Raw genomic sequence first — 19,041 nt, 5'->3', positions numbered from 1 at the left:
TTTTCCGCTATTGCGGCGTGGATTGAGCAGGTATTGTTCGTGGTGCGACCAATTTTGATAGGCTTCAAAGGGCAGCGTATTCATGCGCAATTGCTTTTTGGAGAGGTGACAAAAGACGATGCTTGATGAAAACAGGTTATTTCCTTCGGATAGTGCGGCCCGTTCGGTGGCCGCGAAGCTGTACGAGACGGCGCGGAAGCTTCCCATCATTTCGCCGCATGGCCACACCGATCCGCGCTGGTTTGCTGAAGACAAGGCCTTTCCCAATCCGTCTGCACTGTTCATCACTCCCGATCACTACGTCTTTCGCATGCTCTACTCGCAGGGCGTCTCGCTGGAGTCACTTGGGGTTCCCCAGGTCGATGGTAAGGAGTCCTCTGATCCCCGCGAGGTTTGGCGTATCTTCGCCAAGCACTACTATCTCTTTCGCGGAACGCCGACCCGGCTGTGGCTCGACTATGCCTTCGAAAAGCAGTTCGGTTTGAAGGACCGTCTTAGCCCGGACAATGCCGACGCTTACTACGACATCATCGACAAGGCGTTACAGACGCCCGCGTTCCGTCCTCGTGCGCTGTATAAGCAGTTCAACATTGAAGTGCTCTCGACGACCGACACGCCGCTCGACACGTTGGAGTTCCATAAGGCCATCAAAGAGTCCGGGTGGAAGGCCCGCATTCTGCCCACCTTCCGTCCTGACTCCGTCATCGACGCCGAGTATGCAGGCTTCATCCAGAACATCGAGAAGCTGGGCGCGATCAGCGGCGAGCACATTGGCACCTTCAAGGGCTATCTCAACGCCCTGCGCAACCGCCGCGCCTTCTTCAAGTCCATGGGAGCCACCGCAACCGACCATGGTCACCTCACCGCGCTGACGGCAGACCTTGACGCTGGCGCGGCGGAAGCACTCTACCAGCGCATTCTCTCCGGCAAGTCTTCGCCCGAGGACCAGCAACTCTTCCAGGCGCAGATGCTGACCGAGATGGCAGGCATGAGCGTCGAGGATGGCTTCACCATGCAGTTGCACCCTGGTTCTGTGCGCAACCACAACAAGCTCGTCTACGAGAAGTTCGGGCGCGACAAGGGAGCCGACATGCCCTCTCCTACAGAGTATGTTCGCGCTCTGCGTCCGCTGCTCGATAAGTACGGCAACGATACGCGGCTGACCTTTATTCTCTTTACGCTCGACGAGACCACTTTCTCCCGCGAGCTGGCTCCGTTGGCCGGTCACTATCCCGCGTTGCGCCTTGGCCCGCCGTGGTGGTTCCACGACTCGCCCGAGGGCATGATGCGTTTCCGAGAGCAGGCGACGGAGACCGCCGGCTTCTACAACACGGTCGGCTTCAACGACGACACCCGCGCCTTCCTGTCGATCCCGGCACGTCACGACGTGGCCCGTCGCATCGACTGCGCCTTCCTCGGCAGGTTGGTGGCAGAGGGGCGTCTCGATGAAGACGAGGCCTTTGAGGTGATCGAAGACCTGACCGTCAACCTGGTGAGAAAGGCCTACAAGCTGTAGAGCGTCACACCAACCACGGTGCGATTAAAAAGCGGCTCTCGGTGACACCGAGAGCCGCTTTTATTTTCGAAATTGTAAGATCAATTTCCCGAAGGCTTCTTAGGCAATGGTCTGAGCCAATAGCGTTGTCAGCTTTTCAAAGGCGCGATCGGCCTGTTCGGGATTGAACACCGGATTGTCGGGCACGGTCCAGCCGTGGCGCGCTCCGACGTATATCTCGCTCTCATACTCTTCGCCCCAATCTGCCAGAGCCTGATTCAGACCCTGGATCGCTGTGGCGTCCATGCTCTTGTCCTGGTCGGCATGGCCGAAGTAGAGCCGGGCGACAACCTGAGGCAGAACCAGATGCGGACTCGTCGGATCTCCGGCCTTGTACAACCCTCCGCCGTGGAACGAAGCTGCTGCCGCGATCAGCGATGACCGCACCGCCGCTGCTCGCAGCGCCATCGCTCCGCTGAAGCAATAGCCTACAACGCCCATCTGGCCCGGGCGAAAAGCCGGGTGTGCTTCCAGAAAATCAACATAGGCGGCAACATCACGCTCCTGTGCATGCGCTGTAAGCGGCCCCATCAACTCGGCCATGCGCTGCATGGTGCGTGGCTCTCCAGAGACGCGCGGAAAGTCGAAGACCGGGGAACGGCTGGTGCGGTAGAACGGATTGACCAGAAGCACGGTATAGCCTTCATGCGAGAGGCGTCGAGCCATGCTGCGATGTGCCTCGCGAATGCCGCCGATGTCCGGCAGATGGATCACTCCCGGCAGCGGAGTAGAGGAGTCAGGCGAGAAGAGAACGGCGTCGGCTGTGCCGTCCGGCATGGGGATGGTCAGGTCTTGCTCAGTCATGGGGAACTCCTCTGTTGGACTGTATAACACTCGTCGCTACAGAGTAAGATGAGGAACATGAGCCTCTTTTTTGCTGCTGGAAGTGCGACGACGGAGATGTCACCGAGTGATGTACGGGCAGGGTTGTTCAGCGCCCTCGACAAGCTGGGAAAACGGAAGAAAGTTCTGGCGGTTCCCCCCGATTTCACGCGAATGCACTCGCAAAGCGGCGTCCTGACCGAGATGGCCTGGGACTACTACGGCGAAAATCTGGTTGACGTGCTGCCCGCTCTCGGAACCCATAAGGGGATGACCGACGAAGAGATCTCCATCATGTTTGGCAAGACTCCACGGGGTCTGTTCCGCGTCCACGACTGGCGCAACGACATCGTCACGCTCGGTGAGGTCCCGAGCGAGTTCATGTACGAGGTCAGCGAGGGCAAGCTGGACTACACCTGGCCGGCACAGGTGAACAAGCTGCTCCGCGACGGTGGCCACGACCTGATTCTGTCCATCGGACAGGTGGTTCCCCACGAGGTTGTGGGCATGGCGAACTACAACAAGAACATCTTTGTGGGTACCGGCGGCTCGATGGGCATTCATCGGAGCCACTTTCTCGGCGCCGTCTACGGCATGGAGCGCATGATGGGCCGCGCCGATACTCCGGTGCGCCGTGTACTGAACTACGCCAGCGACCACTTCGCCCAGAATCTGCCAATCGTGTACGTGCAGACCGTCGTGAGCAAGAATGACGCGGGTGAACTGGTCATTCGCGGTATGTACATCGGCGACGATATCGAGTGCTTTGAACTCGCAGCCGAGCTTAGCCTTAAAGTGAACTTCAAGATGATGGACCGCGAGATCAAAAAAGCGGTCGTCTTCCTCGATCCGCACGAGTTTCGCAGCACCTGGCTGGGCAACAAGAGCGTCTATCGCACCCGCATGGCTCTGGCCGACAACGCCGAACTGATCGTCCTCGCCCCCGGTGTCCATGAGTTTGGTGAAGATGCGGCCATCGATAAGCTCATCCGCAAATACGGCTACTGCGGAACTCCGAAGACACTCGAAGCAGTGAAGGAAGACCCTCAGCTGGCAGGAAACCTGAGCGCGGCTGCCCATCTTATCCACGGCTCCAGTGAAGGGCGATTCACCATTCGCTACTGTCCCGGCCATCTGACTCGCGAGGAGATCGAGAGCGTCCACTACGAGTACGGCGATCTGTCCGAAGCCCTGAAGAAGTACAACCCAGAAACGCTCCAAGATGGCTGGAACACGGTCGATGGGGAAGAAATCTTCTACATCTCCAACCCCGGACTCGGCCTCTGGGCCTATGAAGGCCGCTTCAAAAAATAATCAATTTGCCGCAGAGCCGGATTAGTGAGTATTCTGGTGTAACTGGAAATTGGTTAGACCAATTAGATCTGAGAAGAGAAGGGTTTTCTATGAGCGAGGGATTGAAGCTTCCGAAGTTTTCACTGGGCGTGGGTGACCGGTTTGCGCATCAGGCCAAGGCGCAGCTTGCGGCATGTATTCTGGCTGCCGATGCCGGGGTTGTGGTAGTTCCGGTGTGGAACAAGTCCAACCGCGAGCACATGATTATCGGGTCGGAGCCGAGCCAGACTCGCGCTGCCGCTGATGCTGCCGTGAAGGAACTTGGCTGGACCAACCCATACTTTCTGGACGCCGACCACATCAATCTGAAGACGGTGGGACGGTTCCTGGAGCCTTGCGACTTCTTCACCCTCGACGTTGCCGACCTGATCGGCCAGCCTGCTGATCCGAAGGATGTGGAAGCGTTTGTGAAGCGCCATCCCGAACTGGTAGGCACGGTGACGATTCCGCACATCGATGAGCCCTTCAAGACCGATGTGGCCTTTGTTACAGGCGTTGCGAACAAGTTTCTCGCCGCGGTGCAGGATGCCGGTCGCATCTACCGCTTTCTGGTGGAGAAGAAGGGGGAGGGCAAGTTTATCCCCGAGGTCTCGATGGACGAGACCGACTATCCTCAGACTCCGGTGGAGTTGCTGATTATTCTTGCTGCAATCTCCGACGAGAAGATTCCCATCCAGACGATTGCGCCCAAGTTCACCGGCCGCTTCAATAAGGGTGTCGATTACGTCGGCGATGTCGCCCAGTTCACCAAAGAGTTCAACGAAGATCTGGCAACTATCGCTTTTGCCATCAAGACCTACGGTTTGCCTGACAATCTCAAGCTCAGCATTCACTCCGGCTCGGATAAGTTCTCGATCTATAAGGCAGTTCACGACGCGGTGAAGAAGTTTGACGCCGGTGTCCATATGAAGACGGCTGGAACGACCTGGCTGGAAGAACTGATCGGATTGGCCGAAGCCGGTGGAAACGGCCTCGAGATTGCCAAAGAGGTCTATGCCGAAGCCTATGCCCATAGCGAAGAACTTTGCGCTCCCTACGCGACCGTCATCGACATCGATCCGACCAAGCTGCCGAAGCCCGAAGTCGTAAATGGGTGGACCAGTGAGCAGTACACCTCGGCTTTGCGCCATGATCAGGGCAACAAGGCGTATAACCAGAGCTTCCGGCAGTTGCTGCACGTCGGCTTCAAGGTTGCGGCCAAGCTGGGCGATCGTTATCTGAAGGCGCTTGAGGCAAATGAGGACGTCGTAGCGAAGAATGTGACCACGAATTTATTTGAGCGGCACATTCGTCCGGTATTCCTTGGACAGTAGCGGCATTCTTTGAGGAAAACTCCGGCATTTGTTTGGAGTTGATCGTTGAATCGCTATTATGGATAGAGTCATGCCCCGGCTGGGGCATCGAAAATTGAGGAGAATGGCGCAATGAATCTTGGCTTCAAAATTCCTGAAAAAGGCACATTGGATTTTCTGTCCCTCGGGGCACTCGTTACCCGGCTCGATCCCGGCATTATCCCGTTTCGCAAGGCGACAGAGGTTGCGATCCATGTGAGCGGCGGTGAGTTCAATGTCGCGGCGAACCTGTCGGACTGCTTCAAGCTGAACACCGGCGTTGCGTCCGCGATGGTGGACTATCCGATTGGAGATCTGGTTGCCGAGCGTGTGCGTGCGATGGGCGTCAAGCCGATCTACAAGCACTTCGAGCACGACGGAACCCGTGGACCGAATATTGCGACCGTGTACAGCGATCAGGGCTTCGGTGTCCGCGCTCCGGTGGTGTTCTACAACCGCTGCAACGAAGCTGCGGCGTTGCTCAAGCCGGGCGACTTTGACTGGAAGGCCATCTTCGGTCAGGGCGTTCGCTGGTTCCACAGCGGCGGAATCTTCTCCGCTCTCTCGGAATCGACCGCGGAGACGCTGATTGAAGCTCTCAAGGCGGCTCGTGCTGCCGGTGTCATCTGCTCGTTCGACCTGAACTATCGCGAGAAGCTCTGGAAGACTGTTGGCGGAGCCAAGCGCGCTCATGAAGTGCTGGGCAAGATCGTCGAGAACGTCGATGTTCTGGTCGGCAACGAAGAGGACCTGCAGAAGGGGCTCGGCTTTGAAGGCCCGGAAGTTGGCGCCAGCTCCAAGCTCGACCCGAGCGTCTTCCTGGGCATGATCGATCAGGTGGTGAAGCGCTATCCCAACATCAAGATCGTTGCGACAACGCTGCGCGAGGTTCATAACACGAACCACCACAGCTGGAGCGCAGTGGCGTGGGTGAACGGCAAGACGGTCAATGCTCCTACGGCTGAGCTGAAGGTGCTCGATCGCGTGGGCGGCGGAGATGGTTTTGCAGCCGGATTCATCTATGGCCTGCTCAGCGGACAGGAGCCCGAAGAGGCGATCAAGCTGGGATGGGCCCACGGCGCGCTGATGACCACCTTCCCTGGCGATACCACGATGGCGACTCTTGATCAGGTCAAGGCGTTTGCCAGCGGCGGATCGGCGCGAATCCAGCGATAAAATCTGTCAGCTAGAGCTTTGTCTGATAGATATCCGTCTATAGCTACAACAGACCGCGTTCCCGTCTTTGATCAATGAAAGGCGGGAACGCGGGTCTGGACTGAATTACTGAAAGAAAGAGGAGAGTGGATGGGACATCCGTTGTTTGACCTGAGCGGCAAATCGGCTGTGGTAGTTGGCGGAACGTCGGGCATCGGCCTGGCGATGGCGATTGGGCTGGCCGAGGCAGGCGCCGATGTAGTGGCGAGCTCGCGGCGCGCCGAACAGGTTGAGGACGCTGCAAAGGCGATTGAGGCCAAGGGCCGCAAGGCGCTTCGGCTGACTTCGGATGTAGGAGATCGTGCATCGCTCGAGGCGTTGCTGGATGGAACGCTGAAGGCGTTTGGCAAGGTCGACATTCTGATTAACTGCGCAGGCAAGATCAAGCGCGAGCCCACGCTGACCGTTCCCGAAGAGACCTGGGACGACATTATGGACACGAACGTCACCGGAACGCTGCGCGCCTGCCAGATCTTCGGCAAGCATATGCTGGAGCGCGGCTATGGCCGCATCATCAATATCGCTTCGCTCAATACGTTCGTTTCCTTGAAAGAGGTGACGGCCTACGCGGCGAGCAAGGCTGCGGTTGGCGCGTTGACCAAATCGCTGGCCGTCGAGTGGAGCTCGCAGGGCGTGACCGTGAATGCCATCGCGCCAGGAGTCTTTCGTACCGCGCTGAACCAGAAGCTGCTCGACGAGAGCGACCGCGGCAAAGAGTTGCTGCTGAGGACGCCTATGGGAAGGTTCGGCAAGACGGAAGAGCTGGTTGGATCGGCTGTCTTTCTCGCGAGCGATGCGGCTACGTTTGTTACCGGGGAGATCCTGGTGGTCGATGGCGGATTCCTTGCCAGCGGCGTGAATCAGTAGTCAAACGCAGACGTTTTAGAGTTCAGGCCGGATGTCCTCTGACATCCGGCCTTTGCATTTAACCCAGCCACTTAGGGTTGGCGGCGGTTCCGTCGAAGTGATTGGTGGTCTTGAATAGCTCGAACTTACCTTCGCTGGCAGCTTCGCGGGTGCGGTCAAGCAGAGTTGCAATCTGGGTTTCGGTGAGCGGCTTGAAGGTCTTTGTCGCCTGGATGGCCTGATCGAGAACGGCAGTTGAGTCGATGCCTGTGATGACGACCGAGACGGGCTGGGTGAGGCCGTAGTGCAGGGCTTCGATAGGCTCGACCGTCTTGCTGCGCAGAATGTAGTTGTCGCCGAAGGTCTTCATGGCGAGGATGCCGGTGCCTTGCTTAAGCGCGACCGGGATAACCTCCTTCGTAAAAGAACGGAAGTGAGCGTCCATGACGTTGACCGGCATCTGCACGGTGTCGAAGCGGAAGCTGTGCTTCTGCGCGAACTCGAACATGCGCAGATGGACGGCTGGGTCTTTGTGCCCGGTAAAGCCGATGTAGCGAATCTTTCCCGCCTGCTTTGCGGCGACGGCTGCCTCGAGAGCACCGCCCGGAGCGAAGACGCGGTCGGGGTCTTCCATGCGGATAATCTCGTGGAACTGGACGAGATCGATGACGTCGGTCTGGAGACGGCCGAGGGACTCTTCGAGCTGCCTGTTGTACTCCTCTTTAGTGCGGCCATCCATCTTGGTCATCAGGAAGACCTTGCTGCGATAGCCGTCGCGCAGCGCCTGGCCCATGCGGACTTCACTGATGCCGTTGTTGTAGTCCCAGCAGTTGTCCATGAAGGTAATACCGCGGTCGATGGACTGGCGGATGAGACGGATGCTCTCGTTGGCGTCCTGCTGCTTGCCGACGTGGAAGCCGCCGAGGCCGATGGCCGAGACGCGCTCTCCGGTTTGCCCAAGCTCGCGGTAGATCATGTCGGGTGATTCAGGTCTTGTGGTTGCAGCAGAAGTCTTTGCGGCGGCTGCGGGCTGACTGGTCATGCTGCCGGTGGCTGCGGCGATTCCGACGGCGGTGGCTGACTTCAGGAAGCTCCTGCGTTCCATGCGGTTCTCCTGTGTGCTTGCGTACAGGTTTGGATGCGAACCGAGGGCGGAGAGGCTACCTGTGGGAGGCGCGGGCGATCATGGTTGCGGTGTAGGCTGCTCCGAAGCCGTTGTCGATGTTGACGACGCAGACGTTGGGCGAGCAGGAGTTGAGCATGCCTAAAAGCGCGGCGGCTCCGGAGAAGGAGGCTCCGTAGCCGACGGAGGTAGGGACAGCAATGACGGGAACGGCGACGAGGCCCCCGACGACGCTGGGCAGAGCGCCTTCCATGCCAGCGCAGACGATGACGGCGTTGGCGGTGGCGAGGATGTCGCGTTGGGCGAGCAGGCGATGGATGCCCGCGACGCCGACGTCGTAGAGGCGTGTGACCTTTGCGCCGAATAGCTCGGCGGTGATGGCTGCCTCTTCGGCGGCGGGAAGGTCGCTGGTTCCGGCGCAGAGGACGGCGACGTGACCGTGCGGCGCGGCTGGGGGAGATTGGCGAAGGGTGATGGCGCGTGCCTGTTGGTGATACTTCGCTGTGGGAGTGGCGGCGAGGACGGCTGCTGCGGTAGCCTCGTCGGCGCGGGTGGCGAGGACGTCGATGCCGGTGGCGGCCATGCGGGCGAAGATCTCAGAGGTGTGCTCGGGCGATTTGCCTGCGGCGTAGATGACTTCTGGCAGACCGTTACGAAGGGAGCGATGATGGTCGATCTTGGCGTAGTCGAGGTCTTCGAAGGGAAGGTTGGCGAGGCGGCCGGAGGCTTGCTCCGGGGTAAGGGTGCCGCGCTGGACTTCGGCCAGAAGTTCGAGAAGGGATGTTTTATTCATTTTGATTTGCCGGAGTGATATGCGGCGATGGCCGATTGAACGACCTGTTTGACGGGGACGTTGTGGGCTGCTGCGGCGGCGCGGCAGTCCTCGAACTCGGGATTGGCGTTGAGCTCTTCCTTGAATGCATCCTGGCCGAGTGAGCCTACCTTGATGCGGATCTCTCCGTAGTCTGTGGAGACGGTTTGATGGCTGCGGTCGAGGCAGGAGCGCTGCTGCTGGTGGATTCTGATGCCGAGGGTGCTGGTCTCGCGCAGCAGCAGGTGCTCGAGGGCGGATGCTTTTTCCGGATCGCAGAGGACGGTGAGAAGCGTGCCGGGACGGCCCTTCTTCATGACGACCGGGGTGAGCATGACGTCGAGTGCGCCTTGCTGGAGAGCCTGTTCGGCGACGTGGGCTATGATCTGCGGGGTGAGGTCGTCGAGCGCGGTTTCGAGGACGGTGACGGTATTTGTGCTGGCGGCCTGTGCCGACTCGCCGATGTTGAGGCGCAGGACGTTGGGGAAGCCCTTGGGGTTGCGTCCTCCTGCTCCGTAGCCGATGCGATGGACGCGCATGACGGGCGGCTGGGTGAAGGTGGGCGAGAGGGCGCGGAGGATGGCTGCGCCGGTCGGGGTGACCAGCTCCATCTGCGGGCCAGCGGAGTCGGTGTAGGTAGGCAGGCCTCGCAGAAGGTCTGCGGTGGCCGGGGCAGGAACGGGGAAGTGTCCGTGGGCGCAGTCGACGGAGCCGCCGCCGACGTTGAGCGGGGAGCAGAACCATTTGTCGACGGCGAGGGCGTGGATGCCTGCGGAGGCGGCCACGATGTCGACGATAGCGTCGATGGCGCCTACTTCGTGGAAGTGAATTTTTTCGACGTCTACGTTGTGGATCTTGGCTTCGGAGGCTCCAAGAAGTTCGAAGGCGCGGATCGCGGTCTGCTTCACTTCGTCGGCTAATGTGCTGGCGTTAATAATCTTGCGAATGGAGCTGAGATGGCGTCCATGGTGGTGAGGTTTCTCTTCGGGCTTCTTCTCGTGGGTGTGCGTTTCTGCATGATCGTGACTGTGCGTGTGATCGTACGTATGCGTACGCGTGTGGTCGTGAGAGCCGTGTAGCTCGGGCTGGGTGCTTTTTTCGGCAGGCTCTGTTCCATCGAAGACGAGGACGCGGGTGGAGGAGATGCCGCTGCGGTCGACCCTTTCGAGATTGAGGGAGGCTCCGAGATTGAGGGAGGCGATGGCATCGTGGAGGACTTGGGGAGCGAGTCCTGCGTCGAGGAGAACGCCGAGGAACATGTCTCCGCTGATGCCGGCAAAACAGTCGAGATAGGCGATACGCATGGGCTTATTGTTTCACGGCTTGCGGTGAAATTTACTTTGCGGCAGGGGCGATGGCGGTGGCGGGCAGGATATCGTTCATGCTGCCGGAGCGATAGCCCTGCGTGTCGAGGGTGACGTAGAGGAAGCCCAGCGGGCGCAGAGCAGCGGTGATGTGGTCGAGGGTCTCGAGCGAGAGGGCGCGAGGTAGTTCTGTACGTGAAATCTCAATGCGGGCGAGGTCGCCATGGTGGCGTACGCGGACCTGCTGGAAGCCCAGAGCGTGGAGGGCCTCTTCGGCTTGCTCGACCTGCGAGAGATTTTCGCGGGTAACGGGGCGGCCGTACTCGATGCGCGAGGCAAGACAGGCAGAAGCGGGCTTGTCCCATAGCTCCAGACCGGCTTCGTGAGCGAGCTGGCGAATTTCAGCTTTGGTGAGCTCAGCGGTGACGAGGGGAGCAACGGCGTGATGCTCAGTGGCGGCCTGTTGGCCAGGGCGAAACTCACCGCGGTCGTCGAGGTTCATACCGTAGGCGATGTGTTGGAACCCGCGGGACTCACGCTCGGATTCCATGCGGGTGAACAGCTCGTCCTTGCAGTGGAAACAGCGTTTGCTGTCGTTGCGCTGGTAGTCGGGGTTTTCGAGTTCTTCGGTATGCAGAATCTGGACCGGGATGCTGTGACGGGAGGCGAAGTCGAGAGCGGCGGCCAATTCTGCGCGGGGAAGAGAGGCAGAGTCGGCGATGACGGCGAGCATGTTGTCGCCGAGGGCTTGATGAGCGGCGTAGGCGAGGTAGGCGGAGTCGGTTCCGCCCGAGTAGGCGACGAGGAGGCTGCCGAGGTCGCGGAGCGTGGCCTCGAGTAGAGCGGACTTTTGCGGCAGGTTCATTCGGACGCCCTGATACCTCTTGATAGCTATTGTAGGAGAGATGCCGTCGAGTTGCGTGCAGCAGATGATAAGTCAGGTAACTTCTCTGAAGTTTTACGCTGGAGCGTTGGAAGTAAGGCAGTTGAGAGAGTAAGCTTCGCTTACTAACTGACTATTTCTGAAGATGAAATAGCGGAGGGGGAGGCAATATCTATGAAGATTCGCAATCTGATCCTTGGTGCCATCGCATTTGTTATGTTGGCCGGAACTGTTGCTCCGGCGAATGCTGCTGTGCATCATCGTCACCGTCGTCATCGTCATCACCGCAGACGCTAGTTTGGTGTTTCAAGAAGTTTGTTGATATTTGCACGCCAAATTCAGGAAGTTCTGTTAGGCTGGGGGCCATGCGTCCCCAGCCTCTTATTTGTGTGACGGATGTAGAAGCCAGCAGCCGGTGGTATCAACGTCTGCTGGGCTGCCGTGGAGCGCACGGGGGCACGCAATACGAGCAGTTGGTGAAGGACGGCCAACTCATTCTGCAACTGCACAGTTTTGACGTCGAACATCATCACGGCCCCATCGGCAATCGCAACGACAGACCCTACGGTAATGGCGTGCTGCTTTGGTTCGAGGTGGAAGACTTCGACGCGGTGATGCAGCGGGTTGCCGAGATGAGTGTCGAGATCGTGATGCCCCGCCATCGCAACCCTCCTGACGGCAGTGGCGGACCGAACCACTGGGAGTGCTGGATGCGCGATCCTGATGGCTATACCGTCGTGGTTGCCAGCCCTTACGGAACCGCTGATGGTGGATGGCATCCCGGTCCTGATATGTTCGTCTAGCTGAAGGCGGCTTCAGTTGTTTTGGTGGCCGATTGAATGATGCGGTCAATTATTTTTTTGCTGTGAGAAAGAGGCTCGGACGCCTTGTTCCGGGTCTTTTTTCGTGTCCAGAGAATGATTTAGCCGGAAGCTGCTGCGATGGGGCAGATTATGCCCGCCAAAGCTGTTAGAATCTATAAAATCCACTCCTCTGGAGAGGCAATGCAGGCAATACTGGCGCTGGAAGACGGGCGCATCTTTCGTGGTAAGAGTTTTGGCGCGCAGACGGAACGGTCTGGCGAGGTGGTCTTCAATACATCACTAACCGGCTATCAGGAGATCTTTACCGATCCTTCCTATGCAGGCCAGATTGTGGTTTTGACCAATCCGCACATTGGAAACTATGGCACGACACCGCACGATGCGGAGGCTACGCGCCCCTACATCGAAGGTCTGGTGACGCGCGAGTTCTCGCCGATCAGCTCAAACTGGCGCTCAACCCAGGTTGCCGACGAGTATCTGGAGCGCTATGGCGTGCCGGTGATCTCGGACATCGATACGCGTGCCGTGGTGCGGCATCTGCGGGCCAACGGCGTGATGCGCGGCGTCCTTGCGAGCGGTGAGAATTTGGATGCAGATGCGCTGGTGGCGAAGGCGCGGTCGATCCGCAAGATGGACGGCACTGACCTTGCCAGCGTCGTGACCACGAAGACGACGTACAAGTGGGATGCCAATGAGCCGAAGAACCAGACTGGCGACACGTTGCTGACGCCTGCGGAGAACGCAGACGGCAAGCAGATGCATGTGGTCGCTTACGACTTCGGCATCAAGGAAAATATTCTGCGGATGTTGACGCGCGAGAACTGCAGCGTGACCGTAGTTCCGGCGACGACTCCGGCAGAAGAAGTCCTGGCGATGAATCCAGACGGCGTCTTCTTCTCGAACGGTCCCGGCGACCCGGAGCCGCTCGAGTATGCGATTGAGAATGCAAGAAAGTTGCAGGGCAAGAAGCCGATCTTTGGCATCTGCCTGGGACACCAGATCTTTGGGCTGGCGCTGGGCGGCAAGACCTACAAGCTGAAGTTTGGGCATCATGGCGGCAACCATCCGATCATGAACCACCAGACTGGCAAGGTCGAGATCACGGCGCAGAACCACAACTTCAACGTCGATCCCGATTCGCTTCCGGCGAATGTGGAGCGGACGCATACCAATTTGAACGACCACACGCTGGCCGGATTGAAGCATAAGACCGATCCGATGTTCAGCGTGCAGTACCACCCCGAAGCAAGTCCGGGGCCGCACGACTCGCATTATCTCTTCCGCGATTTCAGGAAGATGATGGAAGAGTGGAAGAAGTAGAAGCTCATGGCGCGGCTTTGGCCGCGCATTTTTTCGACACAAAGAAATTCAGTTGAGAAAGAGAAATAGATGCCACGCAGGAATGACATCGCAAAGATTCTGGTGATCGGCTCTGGGCCGATTGTGATTGGACAGTCGGCGGAGTTCGACTACTCCGGCACGCAGGCTTGTAAGGCGCTGAAGGCCGAAGGCTATGAAGTGGTGCTGGTGAACTCGAACCCGGCGTCGATCATGACGGACCCTGAGGTTGCGGACCGCACGTACATCGAGCCTTTGAATACAGCTTATTTGGAAGAGATTCTTCGCGTGGAAGCGGAGATGATGACGGCTGGCTCGGGCAAGTTTGCCGTGTTGCCCACCGTTGGTGGACAGACGGCGCTGAACCTTGCGGTCGATCTCGCCGACTCTGGCGTTCTCGAGAAGCTGGGCATCGAACTGATTGGCGCGAAGCTGGAGGCCATCAAGAAGGCAGAGGATCGTCTTCTCTTCAAGGACGCGATGACCAAGATCGGGTTGGACATGCCGCGATCGGCGCTGATCAACAACATTCGCGATGGGCTGGAGTTTGCCGGAAAGATCGGCTTCCCCGTGGTGATTCGTCCTTCGTTTACGTTGGGCGGCTCGGGTGGCGGCATCGCCTATAACCGCGAAGAGCTGATGGAGATTCTCTCGCGTGGCCTTGACCTTTCGCCGGTGCATGAGTGCCTGCTCGAAGAGAGCGTGCTCGGCTGGAAGGAGTACGAGCTTGAGGTTGTCCGCGATCTGAATGACAACGTCATCATCATCTGCTCGATTGAGAACTTCGACCCGATGGGCGTGCATACGGGCGACTCGATCACGGTGGCCCCGGCACAGACGCTGACCGACCGCGAGTACCAGTCCATGCGCGATGCGGCGATTCGCGTGATCCGCGAGATTGGCGTGGAGACGGGCGGCAGCAACGTGCAGTTCGCGGTGAATCCGCAGAACGGCCGCATGACGGTGATCGAGATGAATCCGCGTGTATCGCGGTCGTCGGCGCTGGCCTCGAAGGCAACTGGATTTCCGATTGCGAAGATTGCGGCGCGACTTGCCGTGGGCTACACGCTCGATGAGATTCAGAATGACATTACCAAGGCGACTCCTGCCTGCTTTGAGCCGACGATTGACTATGTTGTCGTAAAGATTCCGAAGTGGCAGTTCGAGAAGTTTCCCGGTGCCGATGAGGGTCTGGGGCCGCAGATGAAGTCTGTCGGCGAAGTAATGGCGATTGGCCGTACCTTTAAGGAAGCGATGATGAAGGCGGTACGGTCGCTGGAGACGGGCAAGAAGGCCACGGCCGACGACATCGAGCCGCGCAGGCTGACGCAGCGGTTGGTGACGCCGCATCCTGACCGGCTGGCTTATGTTCGCTATGCGTTCGAGCGCGGCATGACCGTTCGTGAAGTTGCTCGCATGACCTCGATGGACCCGTGGTTCCTGCATCAGATCAAGCAGATTACGGATGAGATCAAGGCCATCGGCGGCGTGTCAATGAACGAAGTGACGGCGGAACAGCTTCGCACTGCCAAGCGCATGGGCATCTCCGACGAGCGGCTCGCCGCGAGCTGGGGCCTGAAGGGCGCGGAGGGAACGGCGGCGGTTCGTGCGCTGCGAAAGAAGCTCAACGTACTGCCGGTCTACAAGATGGTGGACACCTGTGCCGGAGAGTTCGAGAGCTATACCCCGTATCTCTACAGCAGCTACGACGAAGAGGATGAAGCAGCACCGACGGCGCGCAAGAAGATCCTGATTCTCGGCAGTGGGCCGAACCGTATCGGGCAGGGAATCGAGTTCGATTACTGCTGCTGCCATGCGGCGTTTGCTCTGCGTGAAGACGGCTACGAGACCATCATGGTCAATTGCAATCCTGAGACGGTCTCGACCGACTACGACACCAGCGACCGTCTGTACTTCGAACCGCTGACCTTGGAAGACGTGCTCGCAGTCTATGAGCACGAGGCCGCATCGGGTGCCGATATTGGCATGATTGTGCAGTTCGGCGGACAGACTCCGCTGAACCTGAGCCTTCCGCTCAAGAAGGCGGGCGTGCCGATCATTGGCACATCGCCCGAGTCGATTGACCTGGCGGAAGATCGCAAGCGGTTTGGCAAGCTGATCGAGGAGTTGCAGATTCCGCAGCCGCAGGGCGCGATGGCGACCAGCGTAGCCGAGGCTGTCGAAGGTGCGAATCGCGTAGGTTATCCGGTGCTGGTGCGGCCTTCCTATGTGCTGGGCGGACGAGCGATGGTCATCGCCTATGACGATGAGGCAGTCGTTCGCTACATGAGCACCGCGATTGAGTACTCGCAGGAGCGGCCGGTGCTGATCGATCACTTCCTGGAAGAGGCGACTGAGTGCGACGTCGACGCGCTGTGCGACGGCGACGATGTGGTGATCGCCGGGATCATGCAGCATATCGAAGAGGCCGGCATTCACTCCGGCGACTCTTCGTGCGTGTTGCCTTCGGTCGATCTCAGCGACGATGTGCTGAAGACGATTCGCGAGTACACACGCAAGCTGGCGATGTCGCTGAACGTGCGTGGCCTGGTCAATATCCAGTTCGCAATTCAGCGCGGCAAGGTCTACGTGATCGAGGTCAATCCACGCGCTTCGCGCACGGTGCCTTATGTCTCGAAGGCGACGGGCATTCCGCTGGCGAAGATCGCTTCGCGCATCATGGTCGGACGCAAGCTGAAGGAATTGCTGCCGGATGCAGTTGCGAGCGGCAAGGACCTCGGAACTGGCTCGCATTACTTCGTGAAGTCGCCGGTATTTCCGTGGGGCAAGTTCCCGGGAGTCGACACCGTGCTTGGCCCAGAGATGAAGTCGACCGGAGAGGTGATGGGCGTGGCCGACAACTTTGGCGAGGCGTTTGCCAAGGCGCAGATCGCTGCCGGACAGGTGCTTCCGTTGCAGGGAACGATCTTCCTGAGCGTGAATGATCACGATAAGGATGGCGTAGTTTCGCTGGCGAAGCAGTTTGTCGAGATGGGCTTCCACCTGGTGGCGACGCATGGAACCGCAGCAGTGCTGGAGAAGGCTGGATTGCAGCCGGAGCGCGTCTACAAGGTCAAGGAAGGCCGTCCCAACGTTGTCGATCTCATCAAGGGCGACCGCATTCAATTGATCGTGAATACACCGCGCGGACAGGACACGTTCTTCGATGAGCAGGCAATTCGTCGAGCAGCAGTACTGGCGCGAATTCCGACGATTACGACGCTCGCAGCGGCACGGGCGGCGGCCGAAGGCATCTCGGCGTTGCAGCAGGGAACACTGAGTGTGGTCGCCTTGCAGACGCTCCATGCGAACCGGATTGAGGCGGCTGTATAGGTCCTGTCTGAGCTCGGCGGCTCGGCGTATGATTTTTCTGTTGTCTAAAAAGGAGAATTGTTGATGCGTATTGGAATGTTGACCGGTGGTGGGGATTGTCCTGGGTTGAACGCTGTGATTCGCGCGGCAGTACGCAAGGGAATCCAGCATCATGGCGACGAGTTTATTGGCTTTATGGAAGGCTGGCGCGGGGTTATCGACGATGTGACGATGCCGCTGACGCTCGAGACGACCTCCGGCATTCTGCAGAAGGGTGGAACGATCCTGCGGTCTTCGCGCACGAACGTGAAGAAGGTCGAAGGCGGATTCGAGAAGTGCCTTGAGACGATCAAGCGCAACAAGCTCGACGCTCTGATTGCCCTCGGCGGCGACGATACGCAGTCGATCAGCCTTGCTTTGAGTGAGCGTGGCGTGAAGTGCGTTGGCGTGCCCAAGACGATTGATAACGATTTGAGTGGAACCGATGCCTGCTTCGGCTTCGATACTGCCGTGATGATTGCCACCGAAGCTGTGGATCGCCTGCATTCGACCGCCGAGTCGCACAATCGCGTGCTGGTCTGTGAAGTGATGGGGCGCGATGCGGGCTGGATTGCGATTACCTCCGGCATTGCTGGCGGCGCTGATGTGGTTCTGGTGCCCGAGGTGCCGATCGATATCGAAGAAACCTGCCGCCTGATCAAGTACCGTCGCGAGCATGGCAAGAAGTTCTCGATCGTGGTTGTGGCTGAGGGTGCGAAGTTCCCTGAAGGCACCGTGGCTACGCATGACGAGTCGCTGGATTCGTTTGGCCATCCGCGTTTGAGTGGTATTGGCCAGACGCTGGCCGAAGAGATCGAAAAGCGCACGGGCTACGAGACGCGCAGCGTGAACCTGGGCCATACACAGCGTGGAGGCACACCGACGGCCTACGACCGTATGCTGGCAACCCGCTACGGCGTGGCGGCGATTGACCTCGTCCACGCGGGCAAGTTCGGCCAGCTGGTCGTCTTGCGCGGTACGCAGATCTCGAGCATTCCGATTGCCGATGCAATCGCCAAGACGAGGACGGTTGGACAGGACCTGCTCGATGTCCTGAAGAGCCTGCAGCCGTTGAAGGACGCTGTTTAGTTACTAGCCAATAAATAGAGAAAAGCCCCAGCAAATTCGCTGGGGCTTTTCTGTTTATTTGATTGGCGCTGACCCGTTATCGCCTATTTAGTTAATAGCAGAGGTTTCCGGTTGTGCCGGGGTGTGGAAAGCGGTACAAAGAGTGTGCCGGGTAGAACAGGGTTTATCCGGTTTGTTTCGGTATTTTGGAGGGTTCTCTGATGGCTGCTTTGGCGCAGGTTGCAACTCGCGAGGTGATGGATATCCGGCAGGCGTCGGAGTATCTGGGCATCAGTGGAGATACGCTGTACCGCTACGCGTCGGAGGGGTTTATTCCTGCCTTTAAACTGGGAAACCGCTGGCGGTTCAAGAAAAGCCTGCTGGATGCCTGGATGGATGAGAAGTCGGGTGTGAAGCCGTTGGCTCCCGTTACGGTGATGCCGAAGCAGAAAAAGCCCGCGGGGCGAGCCAGGTAACTCTACGACATTAAGGCGCAACTCGGCCTCCTTGCGGCGGTACTATCCTTATCAGAATGAGAAAGACTAGTCCCACTCTGCGATGTGCGCTTGCGGTGGCTGTTCTTACGCTGCTGGCGGCCTCTGCCGGCGCTCAAAGCTTGCCTACGAAGATGACGCTTCGTTTCGATCCGGCGACGACAAAGATCAACTGGACGCTGAAGGATATTCTGCACACTGTTCATGGGACGTTCCAGTTGAAGAGCGGCCTCATTGTCTTCGACGAAGATACGGGAACAGCGGATGGAGAGATCATCGTCGAAACCGCCTCGGCTGAAAGTGGCAACAATGCCCGCGACGAGCGGATGAGAAAAGATGTTCTCGAGAGCACAAAGTACCCCGAAGCGATATTTCATCCGGAAAAGGTCACGGGCGTCGTCCACGACGGGCAGACGCAGACGGTAACGGTGGAAGGCACGTTCACAATTCACGGGGCCGATCATCCTCTGTTTCTTCAAGTAGAGGCTTCATTGAATGCAGGCAAGCTGATGGCGAAGACGGACTTTGTTGTGCCCTACGTTGCATGGGGAATGAAAGATCCGAGCACGCTGATGCTGCGTGTAGGCAAAGACGTGCGGGTAAGCGTGGATGCGCAGGCGACTGTGCAGTGAGATAGCACGTTATTGAAGCATCGAGAGATACTTTGACCTGTTGCAACGGTCAGCAGTGCGGGTGTAGTGTTGCTACGCTTAGGCGCGTGGC

At 58.7% G+C, this 19,041-nt stretch carries 17 protein-coding genes; 12 read left to right on the top strand and 5 right to left on the bottom strand.

The features are described 5' to 3' along the window. The first annotated feature begins 118 nt into the window (after positions 1-118). On the top strand, positions 119-1,516 hold the full coding sequence (uxaC, locus tag IEW09_RS08180) for a glucuronate isomerase (protein ID WP_188553678.1): 1,398 nt from the start codon (positions 119-121) through the stop codon (positions 1,514-1,516). Between the two features lie 99 nt (positions 1,517-1,615). On the opposite strand, the gene IEW09_RS08175 is transcribed toward uxaC, so the two are convergent. Then, positions 1,616-2,359 (bottom strand): dienelactone hydrolase family protein, encoded by a 744-nt coding sequence (locus IEW09_RS08175; RefSeq protein ID WP_188553677.1) that lies wholly within the window; start codon positions 2,357-2,359, stop codon positions 1,616-1,618. 57 nt (positions 2,360-2,416) lie between these two features. Between IEW09_RS08175 and IEW09_RS08170 the strand changes: the two genes are divergently transcribed. The 4 genes from IEW09_RS08170 to IEW09_RS08155 all read left to right on the top strand — a co-directional run bounded on the left by IEW09_RS08170 (position 2,417) and on the right by IEW09_RS08155 (position 7,143). After that, positions 2,417-3,691: a nickel-dependent putative hexonate epimerase gene (locus tag IEW09_RS08170; protein ID WP_188553676.1), complete on the top strand. Its 1,275-nt coding sequence runs from the start codon at positions 2,417-2,419 to the stop codon at positions 3,689-3,691. A gap of 89 nt (positions 3,692-3,780) precedes the next feature. Beyond that, complete coding sequence (locus IEW09_RS08165) at positions 3,781-5,043, top strand: tagaturonate epimerase family protein (protein WP_188553675.1); 1,263 nt, start codon at positions 3,781-3,783, stop codon at positions 5,041-5,043. Between the two features lie 111 nt (positions 5,044-5,154). Beyond that, complete coding sequence (locus tag IEW09_RS08160; RefSeq protein WP_188553674.1) at positions 5,155-6,237, top strand: sugar kinase; 1,083 nt, start codon at positions 5,155-5,157, stop codon at positions 6,235-6,237. Between the two features lie 129 nt (positions 6,238-6,366). Next, complete coding sequence (locus IEW09_RS08155; protein WP_188553673.1) at positions 6,367-7,143, top strand: SDR family NAD(P)-dependent oxidoreductase; 777 nt, start codon at positions 6,367-6,369, stop codon at positions 7,141-7,143. A gap of 58 nt (positions 7,144-7,201) precedes the next feature. On the opposite strand, the gene IEW09_RS08150 is transcribed toward IEW09_RS08155, so the two are convergent. From IEW09_RS08150 to larE, 4 genes are read right to left on the bottom strand one after another with little or no spacing between them, the layout of a single operon-like run. Continuing rightward, complete coding sequence (locus IEW09_RS08150; protein WP_188553672.1) at positions 7,202-8,227, bottom strand: aldo/keto reductase; 1,026 nt, start codon at positions 8,225-8,227, stop codon at positions 7,202-7,204. 55 nt (positions 8,228-8,282) lie between these two features. Beyond that, entirely contained in the window at positions 8,283-9,038 is a 756-nt protein-coding gene (gene larB / locus IEW09_RS08145) for a nickel pincer cofactor biosynthesis protein LarB (RefSeq protein WP_188553671.1), read from the bottom strand. Beyond that, a complete protein-coding gene (gene larC / locus IEW09_RS08140; protein WP_188553670.1) occupies positions 9,035-10,360 on the bottom strand; it encodes a nickel pincer cofactor biosynthesis protein LarC in 1,326 nt (441 codons plus the stop codon). Before larC ends, larB begins: the two co-directional genes overlap by 4 nt. Positions 10,361-10,391: 31 nt before the next feature. After that, positions 10,392-11,225: an ATP-dependent sacrificial sulfur transferase LarE gene (gene larE, locus IEW09_RS08135; protein WP_188553669.1), complete on the bottom strand. Its 834-nt coding sequence runs from the start codon at positions 11,223-11,225 to the stop codon at positions 10,392-10,394. 192 nt (positions 11,226-11,417) lie between these two features. Between larE and IEW09_RS18790 the strand changes: the two genes are divergently transcribed. The 7 genes from IEW09_RS18790 to IEW09_RS08105 all read left to right on the top strand — a co-directional run bounded on the left by IEW09_RS18790 (position 11,418) and on the right by IEW09_RS08105 (position 18,950). Beyond that, on the top strand, positions 11,418-11,540 hold the full coding sequence (locus tag IEW09_RS18790; protein ID WP_263369102.1) for a hypothetical protein: 123 nt from the start codon (positions 11,418-11,420) through the stop codon (positions 11,538-11,540). Positions 11,541-11,608: 68 nt separating this feature from the next. After that, entirely contained in the window at positions 11,609-12,046 is a 438-nt protein-coding gene (locus tag IEW09_RS08130) for a VOC family protein (RefSeq protein ID WP_188553668.1), read from the top strand. Between the two features lie 201 nt (positions 12,047-12,247). Next, positions 12,248-13,387 (top strand): glutamine-hydrolyzing carbamoyl-phosphate synthase small subunit, encoded by a 1,140-nt coding sequence (carA, locus tag IEW09_RS08125; protein ID WP_188553667.1) that lies wholly within the window; start codon positions 12,248-12,250, stop codon positions 13,385-13,387. Positions 13,388-13,456: 69 nt separating this feature from the next. Next, positions 13,457-16,738 carry a carbamoyl-phosphate synthase large subunit gene (carB, locus tag IEW09_RS08120; protein ID WP_188553666.1) on the top strand — a complete coding sequence of 1,094 codons (3,282 nt, stop codon included), beginning with the start codon at positions 13,457-13,459 and terminating at the stop codon, positions 16,736-16,738. Between the two features lie 63 nt (positions 16,739-16,801). Continuing rightward, a complete protein-coding gene (locus IEW09_RS08115) occupies positions 16,802-17,845 on the top strand; it encodes a 6-phosphofructokinase (RefSeq protein ID WP_188553665.1) in 1,044 nt (347 codons plus the stop codon). 200 nt (positions 17,846-18,045) lie between these two features. Continuing rightward, positions 18,046-18,300, top strand: coding sequence for a helix-turn-helix domain-containing protein (locus tag IEW09_RS08110; RefSeq protein ID WP_229739185.1), 255 nt, complete (start codon positions 18,046-18,048; stop codon positions 18,298-18,300). A gap of 56 nt (positions 18,301-18,356) precedes the next feature. Continuing rightward, on the top strand, positions 18,357-18,950 hold the full coding sequence (locus IEW09_RS08105; RefSeq protein ID WP_188553664.1) for a YceI family protein: 594 nt from the start codon (positions 18,357-18,359) through the stop codon (positions 18,948-18,950). Positions 18,951-19,041: the final 91 nt, after the last annotated feature.

The organism is Edaphobacter dinghuensis (assembly GCF_014640335.1).
GTDB classification, from domain to species: Bacteria; Acidobacteriota; Terriglobia; order Terriglobales; family Acidobacteriaceae; genus Edaphobacter; species Edaphobacter dinghuensis.
Note: the sequence above shows the minus strand (reverse complement) of the source record. Positions and strands in the feature narration are given on the sequence as shown.

What these genes read in the sequence shown, in the direction of transcription:
- IEW09_RS08175 (WP_188553677.1), bottom strand. Translation starts at nt 2,359, where the DNA reads ATGACTGAGCAAGACCTGACCATCCCCATGCCGGACGGCACAGCCGAC.
- IEW09_RS08165 (WP_188553675.1), top strand. Translation starts at nt 3,781, where the DNA reads ATGAGCGAGGGATTGAAGCTTCCGAAGTTTTCACTGGGCGTGGGTGAC.
- carA (WP_188553667.1), top strand. Translation starts at nt 12,248, where the DNA reads ATGCAGGCAATACTGGCGCTGGAAGACGGGCGCATCTTTCGTGGTAAG.
- larE (WP_188553669.1), bottom strand. Translation starts at nt 11,225, where the DNA reads ATGAACCTGCCGCAAAAGTCCGCTCTACTCGAGGCCACGCTCCGCGAC.
- IEW09_RS08105 (WP_188553664.1), top strand. Translation starts at nt 18,357, where the DNA reads ATGAGAAAGACTAGTCCCACTCTGCGATGTGCGCTTGCGGTGGCTGTT.
- uxaC (WP_188553678.1), top strand. Translation starts at nt 119, where the DNA reads ATGCTTGATGAAAACAGGTTATTTCCTTCGGATAGTGCGGCCCGTTCG.
- IEW09_RS08110 (WP_229739185.1), top strand. Translation starts at nt 18,046, where the DNA reads ATGGCTGCTTTGGCGCAGGTTGCAACTCGCGAGGTGATGGATATCCGG.
- larB (WP_188553671.1), bottom strand. Translation starts at nt 9,038, where the DNA reads ATGAATAAAACATCCCTTCTCGAACTTCTGGCCGAAGTCCAGCGCGGC.
- larC (WP_188553670.1), bottom strand. Translation starts at nt 10,360, where the DNA reads ATGCGTATCGCCTATCTCGACTGTTTTGCCGGCATCAGCGGAGACATG.
- IEW09_RS08130 (WP_188553668.1), top strand. Translation starts at nt 11,609, where the DNA reads ATGCGTCCCCAGCCTCTTATTTGTGTGACGGATGTAGAAGCCAGCAGC.
- IEW09_RS08115 (WP_188553665.1), top strand. Translation starts at nt 16,802, where the DNA reads ATGCGTATTGGAATGTTGACCGGTGGTGGGGATTGTCCTGGGTTGAAC.
- IEW09_RS08150 (WP_188553672.1), bottom strand. Translation starts at nt 8,227, where the DNA reads ATGGAACGCAGGAGCTTCCTGAAGTCAGCCACCGCCGTCGGAATCGCC.
- IEW09_RS18790 (WP_263369102.1), top strand. Translation starts at nt 11,418, where the DNA reads ATGAAGATTCGCAATCTGATCCTTGGTGCCATCGCATTTGTTATGTTG.
- IEW09_RS08160 (WP_188553674.1), top strand. Translation starts at nt 5,155, where the DNA reads ATGAATCTTGGCTTCAAAATTCCTGAAAAAGGCACATTGGATTTTCTG.
- carB (WP_188553666.1), top strand. Translation starts at nt 13,457, where the DNA reads ATGCCACGCAGGAATGACATCGCAAAGATTCTGGTGATCGGCTCTGGG.
- IEW09_RS08170 (WP_188553676.1), top strand. Translation starts at nt 2,417, where the DNA reads ATGAGCCTCTTTTTTGCTGCTGGAAGTGCGACGACGGAGATGTCACCG.
- IEW09_RS08155 (WP_188553673.1), top strand. Translation starts at nt 6,367, where the DNA reads ATGGGACATCCGTTGTTTGACCTGAGCGGCAAATCGGCTGTGGTAGTT.